The following is a 15,915-nucleotide window of genomic DNA, read 5'->3' as shown; positions in this document are numbered from 1 at the left end:
GCGACGGCGACGGCGACGGCGACGGCGACGGCGACGGCGACGGCGACGGCGACGGAGACGGCGACGGAGACGGAGACGGCGACGGCGACGGCGACGGCGGCCTGTGCGAAGGCATCTGCGGCGAGCCAGGCTGCGGTCCATGCCCCCTCGGCCCAGCTCCCGTTGATCGTGGCTCCTACTCGATCGACGCCACCGAGATCCCCAACCAGTACTACGCCGAGTTCTTGGCGGTCGAGTTCGCGCCAGACTACCTGCCCACCTTGTTGGGTGAGGCGTGCGCGTGGAAGAACGACTTCACGCCCGACGAGTGGCCGGTCGACCCCCCCGCCAACCTGCCCGTTGTCGGCGTCGACTGGTGTGACGCGATGGCCTACTGCGCGTGGTCGGGCAAGCACTTGTGCGGCGAGATCGGGGGCGCTCCCGCGTCGCTCGGCGACGTTCAGAACCCAGCCAACAACGAGTGGTATCGGGCCTGCTCCAACTCGGGCGTCAGCGTCTACCCCTACGGCCAGCTCTACGTCGGCGATTCATGCAACACGATGGACGCAGACTTTGGCCAGCGGACCCCCGTTGGCAGCATTGCAAGCTGTGAGGGCGGCTACGCGGGCCTGTTCGACATGAGCGGCAACGTCTGGGAGTGGACCAACGCCTGCGACAACGACCCCATGGTCCCGGTCGACCAGCAAGAGTGTCGGCGCCGGGGTGGCTCGTACTTCAGCGCTGGCGCGACGACCCGCTGCGGCATTGACAGCGTGCGCCCACGCAACCAGCGCAACAGCAGCGTCGGCTTCCGTTGCTGCAACTAGCGGCGTGATCGGGGCGCGGGCTCGGCCCGCGCTCCTTCAGCGCGAATGTAGCGACCCGCACGAACTCGAGGTTCGCGCGGGTCGCTGTCTTGTTGAACACCTCGCCGCGCTGGTGCGGGCATTGGGGGAGCACGATCGATCGGGCTCCGGTCAGCTCGGTCGGCAAACCTCGGTGGGGTGGTCGGGCTCGTGCGGGCCGGGGCCTGGATCGGGATCGGGCTCGGGCTCGGGCTCGGGCTCGGGCTCGGGCTCCGGGGCTGGCTCGTCTACCGGCACGCACTCGTCATAGAATTCCCACACGCACTCGCCGTCGGCGTCGACACATTCGCTCGAGGCGACGAGCTCGAAGCCGGGCGGACAGGGCTCGACCAATGGCGCGATCGGGATGCAGTCTTCGGGCTGGCAGGGCTCGTCTTCGACCTGCATTCCGCGGACATCGTCATCAGTCCGATCGAGTGGCTCGACACATCCGCCGGCCAGAACTAGCAGCATTGGCACGGCCAGCATCGAGGAAAATCGCATCACAATCGCCTTTGTGGTCATCTTGGTCATTGTCATCTCCGCTCCCAATGAGAGTGTCCAGCATTACGCTTTGGAGGTCAATAATAAATTGTCCAAAAGAACAGAAATGACCTTTGACAGTCTCGCATGTGGCACTCAGGGCAACATTGTGCCATTCCGCGCATTTTACGGGCGGGAACGAGCTACAGTTATTAATCATAGTTTATTGTGGTGCAATAACGCCCCCCATCGCGGGCGATCACGCGGGCGACACCGCGCCGGTGGCTCACCCACACCCGGTCCTGGCCTCGGCCTCGTTCATCGCCGCGCACGGATCGGCGAACACATCACAAGCATCAACGCCACCCGAGCGGCAGTAGCCCCGCTGGTTGGCCACGCTCAGGCGCCGGAAGCAGGCGAACAGCACGTCCGGGGCAGTGATCCCGTTGCCATCCAACACCGGCTGCGGGATGACATTCACAAACGCCTCACAGCCAGCGCCGCCCGGATCTTGGTGGGTCGCGTGATTGCCCGCGCTCCAGTTGCTGGCGTCGGCGCCCCCGAGGCCCACGATGTCGCCACCCGTCACAGGTCGCCAGCAGCCCGCGTCGCCGAGCATGGGATCGAACGCGCAGTCCTGGGTCTCGAGCGCCTGGGCCTGGCAGCACGCAGCAGCGGGGCCGCATGTTGCGGAGATCTGCGACGCCGACCAAGTTGGATTGCAGGGGACCGGGCAGCCCTCGGCGTTGGGATCAGCCAGCGCCACGGCCGGTGGGATGCTGCCTTGGGTCACGCACGTGCCCGAGCGACCGAACCCGTTGTTGCCACCGGAGAAGATTGGCGTGCCTTCGCCGCCGCGGCCTAGATACGCGGGCGTCACCGAAGCCGCGAGGTCTTCGAGGCTGACCGCCGCCGGGTCGTCCGAGCAACACATCTGGGTGCCAGCGCCCGCGCAGGGAGCCGCCGCTGCGGGATCACAGCGGCCCCCCTCGGGCTCGGCGGTGTCGGAGCTGTCGGAGCTGTCGGAGCTGTCGGAGCCGCTCGTCTCGCTGTCCTCCGCGCTTGGATCGGACACGCACGCGAGACCCAGGATACATGTCAGCACCAACCATGATCGCATGGCGCGGAGTCTACTGCATTTTACTCGTCAACAGTTCGCTGCCCTCGGTGAACCAGTCTACAGAGGTCCGCAAGCGGGGGTGTCCGCGAGCGGGCGAGAAGCCCTCGCCCGAGCTGATATCAGCTGCCCACCGCGTTCACACGGACCTCCTCCCGCGACCACGCCCCCACCGCAAACGGCAAGATCCGAGCGATGTTGCGCGCATCGTCAATGCCCCGATGGTGGGTCCCGACCAGCGGCAGCCCGAGCTTCTGCAGCGCCCGCGCCATCCCGAACCGCTTGCGGGTTCCAAGCGCGTCCGAGAACGCCTGCTTGATATTCAGGTGCTTGCCACCGAAGGGCAGCTCGACCTGATGAAACTCAGCGTCGAGTCCAAACTGCCCGCGATCGTAGTTGCCCCACGAGCTAAACAGCGACTGCCGATCCCCCATGAACGCGCGCAGCTCGTCGAGCACGGCGACGAACCCCTGGGCCGCGTCGACCTGGGCCTGGGTGATCGAGGTCAGCTCCCGACAAAACGGCGTGAGGACGGGGTGGCGGACCGGCCGAACGAAGCGCTGGAACTCATCGATCGGCTCGAAGGTGGCCCCGTCGACCAGCACCGCGCCTATCTCGATGATCTCCATCTCGCGTTTCGGCACGGCGTCGCGGTTGTCGCAGGTCGCCTCCAGATCGATGACCAGATACTCTTTGGCTTGGGCCTTGTCGTTCATGACCCGATCAGGGTGGCCCAAAAGCGCGGACGATGCCCGGACAAGAAAGCGGCAGGGTACTAGGCCCAAATCAAGCGCTGAATTGGAAAAGCTGAATGATTTTGGGCTAGTACGAGCCGACAGGCGAGCGTTTGGGGTGAGCGAAGGGGGCTCCGCCGCCGAAGCGAGGGGGCTTTTGAAAGCCCCCTTGAAGACATAGTAGGCCCGAGTCGAGCGCGCAGCGCTTGATTCGGAACTAGGCAGACCTGGTCGATCGGGTCATCACCGAGCGCGGCTCGCTGGCGCTGGCAGCCCAGCACATGGCCGAGCGGCGCAACTTTCAAGAGGACGTCGCCAGCGTCGAGCGGGGCCTGCGAAGGCTGCGGGATCGCGGCAACAAGGACGGCGGCGTGTGGGGCCAGCGAGCGCTGCGTTGCTTTGGGCTGCCCGTCGAGGTCGATGATCGGGTCCGCTGGATGGGCCAGTACCACACCCGCTTTAGCCACCTGCCCGCGCCGCTGAACCTGCTGGCCGCGTGCAGCGCCGGCCCGGCGGTGCAACAGGCCAAGCAGCGCGCCCGCGGGATCGCCCGACAGCTCGAGGACGAGGCGCTGCTGGTCCGGTTTGGGCCCACCCGCTGGTCGCCCACCCGATAATGTTGGAAGCTCGCGGCTGCCATGAATACGCGATCGATTGCTCTTCTTCATACTTGTGCTGCGGCCCTTCTGATCAGTGGTTGTGGTGGTAGCGGCTCCAACGACACCGCCGGATCGGGCGAGACCGGGGACACTGCGACGACCGGCATGACGACCGAGGACGAGTCGGGCAGCGCGACGATGACCGGCGACGGCGACGGCGACGGTGATCCAGGCGACGGCGACGGCGATGGCGATGGCGATGGCGACGGCGACGGCGACGGCGACGGCGACGGCGACGGCGACGGCGACGGCGATGGCGATGGCGACGGCGACGGCGATGGTGACGGCGACGGCGACGGCGACGGCGATGGCGACGAGTGCGTCCCAACCGAGATGGTCGAGGTCACCTGCGACAACATCGACAACAACTGCGACGGCCTGATCGACAACGTCGATCAAGGCAACGACGGCTTCTGTGACTGCCTGGTGATCGGCATCCTCGGGGCCCCCGGCTACTCGCCAACCTCCGAGTTCGAGAACTACCTGGAAGACCAGGGCACCACCGTCACCCGCACGCTGCTCCTGAACCAGCCCGGCATCGTGACCCCAGAGTTCCTGGCCCCCTACGACGTGCTGTTGATCGACCGAATCCAGCGCGGGCTCAGCCCCGAAGAGACGGCCGCGATCGAGGACTTCGTCAAAAATGGTGGCTTCGGCGTGATCACGCTGATCGGCTACAACTTCGACAACAACAATCCGGGCCCCGAGCGCGACCGCGCCAACACCGTGCTCTCGCCGTTCGGGTTGGCCTATCAGGGCGGCTATATCCACGCCGCGCCAGGCCAGAACGTGAACCCGACCTTCGACCAGAACCACATGGTCTCGATGGGGATCATGGACGTCAACTTCGCCGGCGGGATCGAGCCCGTCGACACCGGCAACCAGGGCGTCACGGATGTGTTCGCGACGGTTCCCCAGGGCGACGCTGGGCTCGCCCACCAGACCGACATGGGCGGCCGGGTGATCGTGTGGGGCGACGAGTGGCTGACCTTCGACAGCGACTGGCAGGGCTACGCCGACGTCCAGAGCTTCTGGGCGCAGATGCTCAGCTGGGTCAAGCCGCAAGACTTCTGCGCCTCGCCGCAGTAGCGGCCCGCGTCAGTACTTGGCGTGGCGAAACTCGTAGCGCCGTCCCGTACGGAACATGCACTTCTCCCAGTCGGGGATGAAGTACTGGTACACGCCACCGCTGCCGAGGTTGGTGTTGGCCGCACAAAAGCCAACCGCGGCCGCGACAGGGAGATCGACAACGTACTCGAGGATCGCGGTCCGAAACCCGTACTTGGCGCTGGGGCTGACCTGAGCCATGCGCCACAGGGTCTCGGCGAAGCGAACGGGGTTGGTCCCGGCGTAGGATCCGCGGACGAATCGGGCGTCTTCTTCACTCAAGAAAAAGCCGCTGACAGGTCCGCCCTCGCCAACCCAAACCTTGGTCATGGGCTCGAGCTCCATGTCGACCCAGGTGTCGACCGAATACCCCGTGCTCGACTGTGCTGCTGATGCAAGCGTTGCAATGCTCATGGTTCCTCCAAACTCGCTGGAGTCTACCTTGGGTTGGCGAAGGACTGGCGGCTTTCCTTCGCAGGATTGCTTGCTTGGGATCAGCCGGCGAGCTTGACCCATAGATCAGTAACGCGAGGATCGAGGTCACGCCGGGGATCCCGGACGACCATGTAGCGCCGCGGGGCCAACCCGCCGAAGGGGATCAGCGCGACGCCCCGGGGTGCTCGGCAAAAATCATTGACGATCGCCACGCCGATCCCCAGCGCGACCAGCTGCAAGGTCAACGGCCAGCCCGAGATCTCGACGGCGATCTCGGCGTCCGCGGGCAGGTGTTGATCGATGGCGACCCGGTGAGGCCGCCCCGCGGGTGGGACGATCAGCTGCCGGCCAGCTAGGTCGGACCACGACGCGCGGCCACGCTCCGCCAGCGGATCGCTGCTGGGCAGCGCGAGCGCGAAGCCAACCTCGGCGACGAGCTCGTGCTTCAGACCCGGCGGCGGCGACTCGACCGACAGCACCCCCAAGTGCGCGAGCCCAGCCGCGACGGCCTCGGCGGTGCCCTGCGCGTCGCGGACCAGCACGCGCAGCGGATGCCGACGCGCAAAGCGACGCAGGGCCGGCCCCAGCAAATACAAGAGCGCGCCCTCGCCCGCGCACAGCGTGACCGGGGCCCGCAGCTGCTCGTCGCGCATCTGCTCGGTGAAGTCGCCAAGCCGGGCGCGGATCTCTCGGGCGAAGCGAGCGGTCCGCAGCCCAGCCTCGGTCAGCACCAACGCCCGCCCTTCCCTGCGGTACAGCGGCGCACCAACGGCCTCCCCCAGCCGGCGCAGCCGCGTGTGCAGGGCCGGCTGCGACAGGTGCAGGAGCTTGGCCGCGTGGGTGAGGTTGAGGTGCTCGGCGAACACGGCGAAGGACTCGAGCTGTTCGAAGTCTGGAGCGTTGGACATGAGCTATCCAAATCATGAATAGCATATCCGCACCCTCGAATTGCCGATCCTCGCGGCGCCGCTCATCTTGGCGCCATGCACGTTACAATGAACACCACCAAAGCGATGGACCGCCAACTCGTCAAGAAGAGCAAGAAGCTGTCGCGGCTGCTGCGACACAGCGCGAGCGACATCGAGCTCGAGATCGACGAGGCCGGCTGGGTCGCCGTCGACGACGTGCTGCGCACGTTGAACATGAGCCGCGCCGACCTCGAGATGGTCGTCCGCGAGAACAACAAGAGCCGGCTGCAGCTCGAGGGCGACCGCGTGCGGGCGTGCCAGGGCCACTCGCTGGACAACTGGGCCGTCACCCGCGAGGGCCTGGAAGCCTCGTGGGACGCGTACGCAGGCGACGCTTCGGTCTGGCATGGGACCAGCGTCGACGCGGTCGCCAGCATCGCCCGCGAAGGCATCCTCGCGGTCGGGCGCACCCACGTGCACCTGGCCCCCGCGATGTCCAGCAAGGTCGGCAAGCGGGCGTCCGTCCACGTGATGCTCGAGATCAGCCCAGCGCGGGTTCGGGCGGCGGGCGTGGGCTTGTTCGTGGCGCCCAACGGCGTCGTGCTGGCCCGCGAGATCCCAGCGAGCTGCGTGATCGGACTGCACGCCATGACCACGCGAGCGCGTGAACGCGAGGCTGAGCTCAGCCGCCTGTTCACGGGGATCGAATGAGTTCGCTGCCCTCGGTGAACCAGTCTACGAAGGCGTCCGCAAGCGGGCGAGAAGCCCTCGCCCGAGCTGAAAACAGTTCGCTGCCCTCGGTGAACCAGTCTACGAAGGCGTCCGCAAGCGGGCGAGAAGCCCTCGCCCGAGCTGAAAACACCGGCGTCAAACGGCGGCGTTGCGGCCCAGCGGCACGTCAAAGTCAACCGACACCCGCAGCTGCACCCCCCAGCCTGGCTCGTCGGCAAAGTAGCGCAGCAAGCTGTTGTACTCGCGATAGCGCAGGTTCAAGAGGTTGGTCCCGACCAGGCTCATGTGCACCAGCTGCTGCCCCGCGGCGAACTCGACCCCGGCCCCGGCCCCTAGCAAGACGTAGGCGGACGGGGCCGGGGCGAAGTCCAGCTCGGCGTCAACCCGGGTTTGACGGGCGACGACCGTGCCGTTGAGCTCGAGGTACCCGCGCGACGACACCTTGGTGTCAGGCCAAAAGTAGCGACCCGCGAGGGCGTAGCGATCCGCCGGGACGAACGCGAGATAGCTGCGGCTGCCAAGGTCGATCGCGCGGACCCACGCGGCGTTGCCCGACAGGCCAAAGGGCAGTCGCGGCGCGGTGAGATCAAAGCGGACCTCGCCGCCGCCAAACAACGCGTCGGTCGGCACGAACGCGAACACCGGAAACGGCCCGCGGGTCGTGCAGGTCAGCGGCGCGCACTGGCCCGGTTGCGGCTGCGGCACAAAGTAAATGTAGTCGTCGATGTAGGTTGCGTAGCCGGCCGCCTCGACGAACAACCAGTCGCCGTCGTACTGCAAGGTCGACTCGCCGCCCCAGCTGCGCTCGATCCCGATCTTGGCGTCGCCAAACCCCAGGATTGGAAACGAGGGCGCCGCGCCATTCATGAACTGCTCGTCAATTGCGGGGATCCGGGCCGACGAGTCGAGCTGGGTCCGCCAGCTAAACTCCGGCGCCGCGCGGATCGGCCGACCAAGCACCCCCACCGAGACCGAGGGCGCGTGAAACTGGTGGGTGCAGCGACCGCCGTCGCCGGAGGTCGCTGGATCGCAGCTGTCTGGATCGAGCCGATCGCCCGCGTCTTGACCAAGGTAGTCGCGCTCCGACAGCAGCGCGTTCCGGTGCAGGCCGTCGTAGCGCGCGCCAACCTCGAGCTCGACGCGGTCGTGGACGAAGCGCTCGACGTCGTAGACCGCCCAGCTCCACTGGCGGTAGTCGGGGATCAAGCTGGACGCGCTCTCGAACTCGTTGCTCTGCTGGCTGACGCTGGCCCCAAGCGTGCCGACGAGCGCCCACCCCCGCATGTGCACGGCCGAGTGTTCGAAGCGCAGATCAGCGCTGTGGGTCGCCAGGCCAAACTGCAGCTGCGCGCCCTGGGTGTCGCCGCGGACGATCTCGAACTCTCGCCGATCATCAAACTGAAACGCATAGGTGGCGTGGAGCTCACCTGCGCTGGCCAACATCACCCGCGTGCGCGCGAACGCGAGGTGGTGCCAGATCTCCTGCCTGGGTCGCTCCAGCGCGAACGCGGCGGTGTAGAGCGCGGCGTTGACGGGCTCGCCGCGATCGAGCGAGAGCTTGAATTCCTCGGGGCTCGAGATCCGTAGGCAGGTGCAGATCCCAAGCCGTGAGCGCATCAGGTGATAGCCAAGCTCGAAGTCGGCGCGCTCGCTCGCGTAGCCCATGCGGGTGCCCACGTTCCAAGTTGAAGCCCCGGTGTTGTCGAGCGCGTAGTCCGGGGTCAGGGCCGCGCGGTGCCGCGAGAGGTTGCCCTCGACCCGCATCGCGAACCCGCGTCCGCGCGCGGGCGCCCAGTCGATCCGCGCCGCCCCGCCGCCGCCCATTGGGTTCGAGAAGCCCACGCTGCTGACCTCACCGTTCAGGCCGGGGCTGCGCAGGAGCGGCAGACCCTCGAGCAAGACCACGCCGCCGACCGCCTCGGGGCCAAACCGGATCGTGCCCGCGCCCTTGATCACGGTGATCCGCCCGGCCGCGTAGGGGTCGACCTCGGGGGCGTGATCCAGGCCCCACTCCTGACCCTCGTGGCGGACCCCGTCGACCACGATTGAATTGCGCCGACCAAACTGCCCGCGAATGATCGGCTTGCCCATCCCGCCCGCGGGCCCGCGCAAGGTCGAGACCCCCGACATGCTCGACAGCGTGTCGGCCAGGCCCTGGCCGCGGGCGCGGGCGAGCTCGGCCCCGGCCAGCGACTCGCTGGTCGAGACATTCGTTGGGCCCTCGCCATGAATCACGATCACGTGGGCGCTGTGGTGATCGTGGTGGGGCTCGAGCTCGATGATCGTTGGTTCGGCGTCGGCTTGGACCTGAACCTCGAGAGCCAGCGACGCGTGCTCGGACTTCGACGCCCGCACGCGCAGCGAGCCAGGACACAGACCCGTGACCCGGACCCGACCGTCGCGCCCGCTTCGGGTGAAGCTGGGTCGCTCGTCGTCGCCCGTCTGCAGCACCAGCTGGGCGTCGGGGATGCCCTCGTCGGTGTCGGTGTCGAGGACGATCGCCTCCCACGTGAGCGCGCACGCGGGCTCGGTCGGCGCCGCGGTCTCAGCCGGATCGGCAGGCGGCGCCATCGCAACGACGGCGAGTAGCAGCGACGGGATCACTGGATGGTCAACTCGAAGCTGACGTCGACGTCGACCTCACCGGGCAGCGCTTCGCCTGCGGCGAGCGACTCTGGCAGCTCGGAGGTCTTCTGCGCCGTGCCGTTGAGCGTGGGCAGGTGTCGCAGCACGACACGCAAGTTGGCGGTCCCGGCCTGCGTCGCGTGGATCGTGCTGACGATCCCCAGCGGCAGATCGTCGCCGGTCGCGTTGGCGCGGGAGGTGATCTCCGTCTCGTGACCTCCGTCTTCGGTGTCAATTGGCGCGCAGCCTAGGGCCAGCGTGAGCGGCACCAACCGCGCGATCGTCCGGTCTCGCATCGGCGGGACCATAACAGTCTCCGGCGCCGGACACCCCTGGGCCCGCGAGGGGCCGTTTCGTCGCCAGGATCGCGGCTCGATGGCCAGGGCGCTCACGCCGGGCCGACCCCTGGCGCCGGTCCCGAGTGGTCCGGCGCGTAGCAAACAAATCCGTTGCTAAGCCGTGACACAAGGCCGCTACTGTCGCGCGATGACTTCCCATCCTCGCGCCGTGGCGATGTGCCTGAGCCTGTCGGTCCTGTTCGCTTGCGGCAGTGACGACGCAATGTTCAGCGCGGGTCTGACGACCCACGACGCGCCCGGCGACGGCGAGGCGACCGGCGATGGCGACGGCGACGGTGACGGCGACGGTGACGGTGATGGCGACGATGACGGCGACGGTGATCCTGGCGATGGCGACGGCGACGGCGACGGCGACGGCGACGGCGACGGTGATCCTGGCGACGGCGATCCAGAGATCCCCTGTGCCACGGATACCGACTGCGAAGGCTCGCCCAAAGGTGGGCTCTGCGACACCGACACCGGCGTGTGCATCACCTGCCTGCCCGGCACCGTCGAGCCTTGCTACACGGGCGCCGAAGGAACCGAGAACGTCAGCCACTGCGTGGGTGGGCAACAGACCTGCGCGGCGGATGGGTCGAAATTTGGCGACTGCGAGGGCGAGAGCACCCCCGTCACCGAGATCTGCGCCAACAACATCGACGACGACTGCAACGGCGTCACCGACGACAACCTCGACAACGACAACGACGGATGGGGTGCGTGTGAGGGCGACTGTTGCGACATCGTCAGCGGCGACTGCTCGAGCCCCGAGCTCGTCAACCCGGGCGCCTACGAGTTTCAGGGCAACATGGTCGACGACGACTGCGACGGCGTGGTCGACGAGGCCCCGATCGCGTGTGACGACGGCCTGAACGAGAACTCCGTCAACCCCGATCACTTCGCCATGGCCATGGAGCTGTGCCAGTTCACCAGCCTCAACCCGGCACCGATCGATCGCGTCTGGGGCGTGATCGAAGCCGAGGTCAAGCTGCCCAACGGCGCCCCGCTCACGCACTGGGAGCAGGTCGGGATCCCGACCAACTACGGCCCCAACCAACCCAAGGCCAACAACGCGATGGTCGTGCTGTCCTCGGGTTGGGCGTCAGACACGGCCGCGAGCGCCGAGTGGGGCAAGGCTTGGAACGTGGTCCAGACCGCGCCGCCAGCGTGGACGATGCACCACGGCGGGTTCTTGCCCAAGAACCCCGGCTGCGGTCAAAACGGCAACACGATCCGCGATCCTTCAATGCTCGAGCTCACGATTCGGGCGCCGACCAACGCGCTGTCGTTCACCGTCGACATCGACTTCTTCAATGCCGAGTATCCCGAGTGGGTCTGTGGGAATTACCAAGACATGTTCGTGGCGCTGATCGGCAGCGCGAGCCCCAACAACCCCGCCGACAGCAACATCGCAATCTACGACAACGGCATGGGCGGCCAATTCCCGCTGGGCGTCAACTTGGCGCGGGACAGCGGGCTGTTTCGTCAGTGCGCGCCGGGATCCACGTTTGGCTGTCAAGGCAGCGGCGGCAACCAGCCTGCGCCAGCCTGCGCCAGCGTCGTGCAGCTGCTTGGGACCCCCTATGGCGCGAATGACCCGGGCTGCGGCGGCGGGCACACCTACTCCGGCGGCGCGACCGGGTGGCTGACGATGAGCGGCAACGTGGTCCCGGGCGAGGTGTTTACGCTCGAGCTGTTCGTGTTCGACGCGGGCGAGGGCGGCTCGGGGCTCGCGGACGCGCTGGTGATCATCGACAATTGGCGGTGGCAGCTCGAGCCCTCGGCCCCGGGCGTCGAGCCCCAATGAGTTCGCTGCCCACGGTGAACCAGTCTACGAAGGTGTCCGCAAGCGGGCGAGAAGCCCTCGCCCGAGCTGAAAACACTTCAGCGATACAGCTCGCGCATGCAGTAGCGCAGCGCGTCGCGGAGCGTTCGGTGGGTCCCCACGCTGCCAAGATCGACCCCGAGCCCAACCATGGTCTGGGCGACGATCGGGCTGACGCCCGTGACCATACCCTCGACCCCCAGCAAGTTCAGGCTGGCCAGCAAGCGCAGGATGTGACTTGCGATCGAGGTGTCGAGGGCCTCGACGCCGGTGAGATCCAAGATCGTGAAGCGGGCCCCAGAGCGGCTGACTTCGGCCAGCAGCCGCTCGATCAGCTTGTTGGTCTCGTCGTTGTCCATGACGCCGATCAGCGGCACGGTCAGGACCTTGTCCCAGACCTCGATCAGCGGCGCCGACAAGGCTTGGATCGCGCGCTGCTGCTCTTGAATGGTGTCGAGCTGGTGCTTGAGCTCGCGCTCGGTCTTGACCGCTGCGCTGATGTTGAGCGTCAGACCGGCGCAGTACTCTGTCTCGCCAGCCTGGTTCTTCAGCGGAATGTTCCAAGTCTCCCAATGCACGCCGTGGGCCTCGGTTTTGTAGTGGGACGCGGCCCCTGCGATCGCCTGCCTGACCGGCGGGAGCGTGTCGGCCGGATAGAGCTCGAACACGTTCGAGCCCAGGAGATCCCCGGGCGTCATGCCAGAGGTCTTGACCCCTGTGCCGTCCTGAAACACGAACTTGCCCGTTGGGTCGACCACCCATATCGCGATGTCGAGGGTGTCCATGACCGAGCGCAGCAGCATTCGCTCGAGCTGGATCTGGGCGGACTCACCCAGCGCGCTGGTAGGGATCAGCTCGAGCACGCCGTGGATCGATCCGCTCGCGCCTTGGCGAGCCTCGCAGCGCACCTTGGTCTGGCCGCCGGCTTGCTCGGGAACGGCGAACACACAGGACGCCGGGCCGTCAGTCTTGGCGAGCGTCTGCAAGAACGCGGTCACCGTCTCGCGCTCGTCTGGGGCGGCCAACGAGGTGAGCGTGGGGCTGCTGCCCAGGCGTGCTTCGAAGCGGGCGGCGAGGGCCTTGCTGGATCGGGTGATCGTGCCGTCTGCAGCTGCGATGAACGCCAAGCTCGGGCAGAAGTCGAAGAACTCGCTCGTCGCGTCGGCGGTCACTCGTGCATGGTAACCACCAATTTGGATCGATTGCTGGCCGTCCCGCATCTGTCTCTGACCAGTGTGGTGATTCGCGGCATTTACGCGCCCCGGGGCGAATGCATCCACACGCCGAAGTGCGACGCTGCGCTACCCACCGGGGAGCGTGGTGCCCAGCGAGGATGTGCCGCTGGGTGTGCACTTTGGAACGCCATTACCACTCCAGCCGCCGCCCCAGCCGGCGCAGCTCGTCCTTGCGCCTCTCGTAGTCGGGCATCACCGCCCCAAGCCGGGCCCAGAACGCCTTTGTATGATCCGGGTGGATCAGATGCACGATCTCGTGCGCCACCACGTAGTCGACCAGCCGCATGGGCGCTTGCACGATCCGCCAGTTGAAGCGCAGCACGCCCTTGTCGTCGCAGCTGGCCCAGCGCTTTTGCTGGTCGCGGACCAAGACGCCGGCAACCTCAACGCCAGCGCGGGCGGCCCAGATCTCAACGCGCTCGTCCAGGCGTCGCTTGGCGTGGGCCAGGTACCAGCCCCGCACAGCGGCCTGGATCGCAGCCACCCGCTTGCCGTCCTCGAGCCGCTTCTCCACCCCGACCTCGAGCCAGCCGGCGTTCACCCGGGCGCCGGTTTGTTCGCCCACGATCACGCGCAGGCGGTAGTGCCGGCCCAGGTACGCAAACGACTCGCCGGTCACGAATTGCTTGGGCGGCGGCGCAGGTTCGCCGCCCGCGACGTGGCGGAGCCGGTCGACGATCCACTGGGCCTTGGCCTTGACCACGCGATCGAGCTGGCTCACGTGAACGCCGGGCGGCGCCGTCAGCAGCACGCCCTCGAGCGGGTCAATGGCGATCGCCACGGTCTTGCGCCGCGCGCTTCGGCGGATCGCGTACTCGATCGTGGTCCGGCCATAGCGGACTTCGGAGGTCTCTTCAAAGCTCACGAGTTCACCGGGGCCGGCTCATGGGCCAGGACCTGCGCAACAACGGCGGCCAGTAGCGCATCGTCGTCTACCAGCCCAGTCGCAGCATGCTCGCAGGCGCGAACAGCCAGCTCGAGCGCCCGCCGCAAGCTGCCGTTCGCGTGCGCGGCGATCCGGGTGATCGCGTCGTCCGGTCGCTCGAAGATCGCATCGAGTTGCCCGCGCGCCGCGAGCACGGCCTGCACGACCGCCCTCCAGACCTCCGGCGTCGCCAGTAGCGATGGATAGCTCAATGTGGTGAACACCTCAGACACCGCCCGATTTGTGGGCAGGTATTCACAGCTCGGGTCAACACCGAATAGCAGGTGACAATCGAGCGGCGCCAGATCATCGGCGTGGGCAACGAACACCTCGTCGATGGTCTTGGCGTCGAGGCCGGCCGTGTTCTCGTAGTGCAGACATAGCTGCAACCCACGAGCGCTGAGCTGAGCCCGAAGGCTAGTCAAGATCCTCCCGAGTTGCTCGAGCATCTCGTCAACGCGGGCCTCGAGGGCCAGACGAACGCGGGCGCGCTCTGGTGACTCGGGGCCAGCTCCATGGCCAGCTCCATGGGCCCGCTGCAGGATCATCAGGAGCGAGGGGATCCGCGCCTGTTCCATGATGTCGGCGCCCAGGCGAACATACTCGCGCAGCTCGCCCTCGAGGCAGTGCTCACCGAGCCAGCGTCGCAGCTGCTCGAGCGCTTCGGGCGGACCGCTCAGGTTCGATTGCTCCTCTGCGTGGGTCAACAGCGCCGACATCGTGCGCAGCAGCAGATCGACGAAGCCAAACCTGGCGTGGACCGGCGCGCGCACGCCAACGCAGATGACCCCCGCAGACTGAAGCTCGTGCACGAGCTGGCGGATCAGCGTGCTAGCTCCGCCACCGGACTGCTGCAGCACCGCCAGGCGAACCCGTCGATCCCGACGCGCGAGCTGCTGCCTGAAACGCTTGCTGAAGTCCTGCAGTGACGGGGCGAGCGGCCGCAGATCCACGAACCAGGGGTCCTCAGGTGAGGCCGAGATCGGCGTGAGGGGGTCAAAGGCGATGATCGCCTCGGTCGGCGAGGTCGCCCGCGACCGGACTGGCACAGCGTCGTCGAGCACGAGCGAGTCGGGCGTGGTGATGCCCTCGAGATCGAGTAGCTCGACGACACCTTGCTCGGTCGCCTTCCGGGCGAGCGGGACCAAAATTGCGTCACCCTGCTCGCGGTGTGCGAGGCCCAGTCGCACCAGTTCGTCGACCTCGCGAGGATCGTCGAGGGTGCTGAGCGTGCCATCGCCCGAGCTCGCTATGCAGCGCCGCAGCTCGCCTCTGAGCTCATCGAGGTTGTCGAGCACGACGACTGCGTCGAGGCCCTGGTGAGCGCGAAGGTCCTCGAAAAAGGCCACAACCGCGTCGAGTAGGCGGGAACCGTCGAAGTGGATTGACCCTTCGAGGCTGTCGAGGTTCTTGGCGCTACGCTCAATGTTGATCTCGAAACTGACGCCGAGATAGTTGAGCAGACTGCGACTGCCGTTGAGCTGCGCGGCCTGCTTGAACGTGCTGATACGCTCGTAGACGGTCGCCTGTTTAACCGTATCCATGAGCGCAATGGTCTCGAGCAGCCGTGCCGTGGCGAGCATCGATTGGTCGACGTCGCTGCGATAACCCAGCTGCTTGATCGCCTCGACTGCAATCGCGTGATAAATTTTGCGCTGATTCCGATGTTTTCGACAATCAACGATCAAGAACAAGGTGGTCGCAGCGTGGAGCTCGCGTAGCTCGTCGACGACCTTGTGCGCGAGCGCGCTCTTGCCAGCCCCACGCTCGCCAAGGATCGCCACAGCGCGGCCCCGCGACTTGTCTGGTGCCTGCAAAAACCCAAGCAGGCTCTGACGCAGCCACGCGACGTCCACCTCGCGCTCGACATGATCGGCCGAGTCCGTGCTGGCCGGGTCGAGGTAGGTGAGAAACGGCATGCTGGCCGATCTTCGCCCACCGGCTCGGCGAAGTGCAAGCGGCGCTGGC

The 15,915-nt window shown here is 66.9% G+C and carries 15 protein-coding genes; 5 read left to right on the top strand and 10 right to left on the bottom strand.

Annotation, left to right across the window (positions count from 1 at the left end):
- The coding region (locus tag DB30_RS41865) for a formylglycine-generating enzyme family protein (RefSeq protein WP_052556775.1) at nucleotides 1-806 on the top strand (806 nt) is incomplete at its 5' end.
- Nucleotides 807-956: 150 nt separating this feature from the next.
- Here the strand turns inward: DB30_RS41865 and DB30_RS41860 are convergent.
- From DB30_RS41860 to DB30_RS33445, 3 genes are all read right to left on the bottom strand, one after another.
- Nucleotides 957-1,358 carry a hypothetical protein gene (locus DB30_RS41860; RefSeq protein WP_052556773.1) on the bottom strand — a complete coding sequence of 134 codons (402 nt, stop codon included), beginning with the start codon at nucleotides 1,356-1,358 and terminating at the stop codon, nucleotides 957-959.
- 235 nt (nucleotides 1,359-1,593) lie between these two features.
- On the bottom strand, nucleotides 1,594-2,427 hold the full coding sequence (locus tag DB30_RS33450) for a hypothetical protein (protein ID WP_146661767.1): 834 nt from the start codon (nucleotides 2,425-2,427) through the stop codon (nucleotides 1,594-1,596).
- Nucleotides 2,428-2,546: 119 nt separating this feature from the next.
- Nucleotides 2,547-3,140: a 3'-5' exonuclease gene (locus DB30_RS33445; RefSeq protein ID WP_052556767.1), complete on the bottom strand. Its 594-nt coding sequence runs from the start codon at nucleotides 3,138-3,140 to the stop codon at nucleotides 2,547-2,549.
- Nucleotides 3,141-3,439: 299 nt separating this feature from the next.
- On the opposite strand from DB30_RS33445, the gene DB30_RS33440 reads away from it, so the two are divergent.
- Together DB30_RS33440 and DB30_RS33430 are read left to right on the top strand one after the other, a co-directional pair.
- A complete protein-coding gene (locus DB30_RS33440) occupies nucleotides 3,440-3,775 on the top strand; it encodes a hypothetical protein (protein WP_052556765.1) in 336 nt (111 codons plus the stop codon).
- Between the two features lie 147 nt (nucleotides 3,776-3,922).
- A complete protein-coding gene (locus DB30_RS33430; RefSeq protein ID WP_052556763.1) occupies nucleotides 3,923-4,906 on the top strand; it encodes a DUF4350 domain-containing protein in 984 nt (327 codons plus the stop codon).
- A 9-nt stretch (nucleotides 4,907-4,915) separates the two neighbouring features.
- Here the strand turns inward: DB30_RS33430 and DB30_RS33425 are convergent, their stop codons facing one another.
- Together DB30_RS33425 and DB30_RS33420 are read right to left on the bottom strand one after the other, a co-directional pair.
- Complete coding sequence (locus DB30_RS33425; RefSeq protein WP_146661765.1) at nucleotides 4,916-5,338, bottom strand: hypothetical protein; 423 nt, start codon at nucleotides 5,336-5,338, stop codon at nucleotides 4,916-4,918.
- 80 nt (nucleotides 5,339-5,418) lie between these two features.
- Nucleotides 5,419-6,267, bottom strand: coding sequence for a LysR family transcriptional regulator (locus tag DB30_RS33420; protein ID WP_052556759.1), 849 nt, complete (start codon nucleotides 6,265-6,267; stop codon nucleotides 5,419-5,421).
- Between the two features lie 87 nt (nucleotides 6,268-6,354).
- Between DB30_RS33420 and DB30_RS33415 the strand changes: the two genes are divergently transcribed.
- Complete coding sequence (locus DB30_RS33415) at nucleotides 6,355-6,978, top strand: RNA 2'-phosphotransferase (RefSeq protein WP_240480391.1); 624 nt, start codon at nucleotides 6,355-6,357, stop codon at nucleotides 6,976-6,978.
- A 156-nt stretch (nucleotides 6,979-7,134) separates the two neighbouring features.
- Here the strand turns inward: DB30_RS33415 and DB30_RS33410 are convergent, their stop codons facing one another.
- Together DB30_RS33410 and DB30_RS33405 are read right to left on the bottom strand one after the other, a co-directional pair.
- On the bottom strand, nucleotides 7,135-9,570 hold the full coding sequence (locus tag DB30_RS33410; protein ID WP_146661763.1) for a TonB-dependent receptor: 2,436 nt from the start codon (nucleotides 9,568-9,570) through the stop codon (nucleotides 7,135-7,137).
- Between the two features lie 29 nt (nucleotides 9,571-9,599).
- A complete protein-coding gene (locus DB30_RS33405; protein ID WP_146661761.1) occupies nucleotides 9,600-9,920 on the bottom strand; it encodes a hypothetical protein in 321 nt (106 codons plus the stop codon).
- Between the two features lie 190 nt (nucleotides 9,921-10,110).
- On the opposite strand from DB30_RS33405, the gene DB30_RS33400 reads away from it, so the two are divergent.
- Complete coding sequence (locus tag DB30_RS33400; RefSeq protein WP_146661759.1) at nucleotides 10,111-11,769, top strand: hypothetical protein; 1,659 nt, start codon at nucleotides 10,111-10,113, stop codon at nucleotides 11,767-11,769.
- Between the two features lie 77 nt (nucleotides 11,770-11,846).
- Here DB30_RS33400 and DB30_RS33395 read toward each other — a convergent pair whose 3' ends face one another.
- The 3 genes from DB30_RS33395 to DB30_RS33385 all read right to left on the bottom strand — a co-directional run bounded on the left by DB30_RS33395 (nucleotide 11,847) and on the right by DB30_RS33385 (nucleotide 15,866).
- Nucleotides 11,847-12,959: an STAS domain-containing protein gene (locus DB30_RS33395; protein ID WP_052556750.1), complete on the bottom strand. Its 1,113-nt coding sequence runs from the start codon at nucleotides 12,957-12,959 to the stop codon at nucleotides 11,847-11,849.
- Between the two features lie 193 nt (nucleotides 12,960-13,152).
- Nucleotides 13,153-13,887 (bottom strand): M48 family metallopeptidase, encoded by a 735-nt coding sequence (locus DB30_RS33390; protein ID WP_052556747.1) that lies wholly within the window; start codon nucleotides 13,885-13,887, stop codon nucleotides 13,153-13,155.
- Nucleotides 13,884-15,866: an AAA family ATPase gene (locus tag DB30_RS33385; protein WP_052556745.1), complete on the bottom strand. Its 1,983-nt coding sequence runs from the start codon at nucleotides 15,864-15,866 to the stop codon at nucleotides 13,884-13,886. Before DB30_RS33385 ends, DB30_RS33390 begins: the two co-directional genes overlap by 4 nt.
- Nucleotides 15,867-15,915 lie beyond the last annotated feature (49 nt).

The sequence above is a fragment of the Enhygromyxa salina genome, assembly GCF_000737335.2.
GTDB lineage: Bacteria > Myxococcota_A > Polyangia > Nannocystales > Nannocystaceae > Plesiocystis > Plesiocystis salina_C.
Note: the sequence above shows the minus strand (reverse complement) of the source record. Positions and strands in the feature narration are given on the sequence as shown.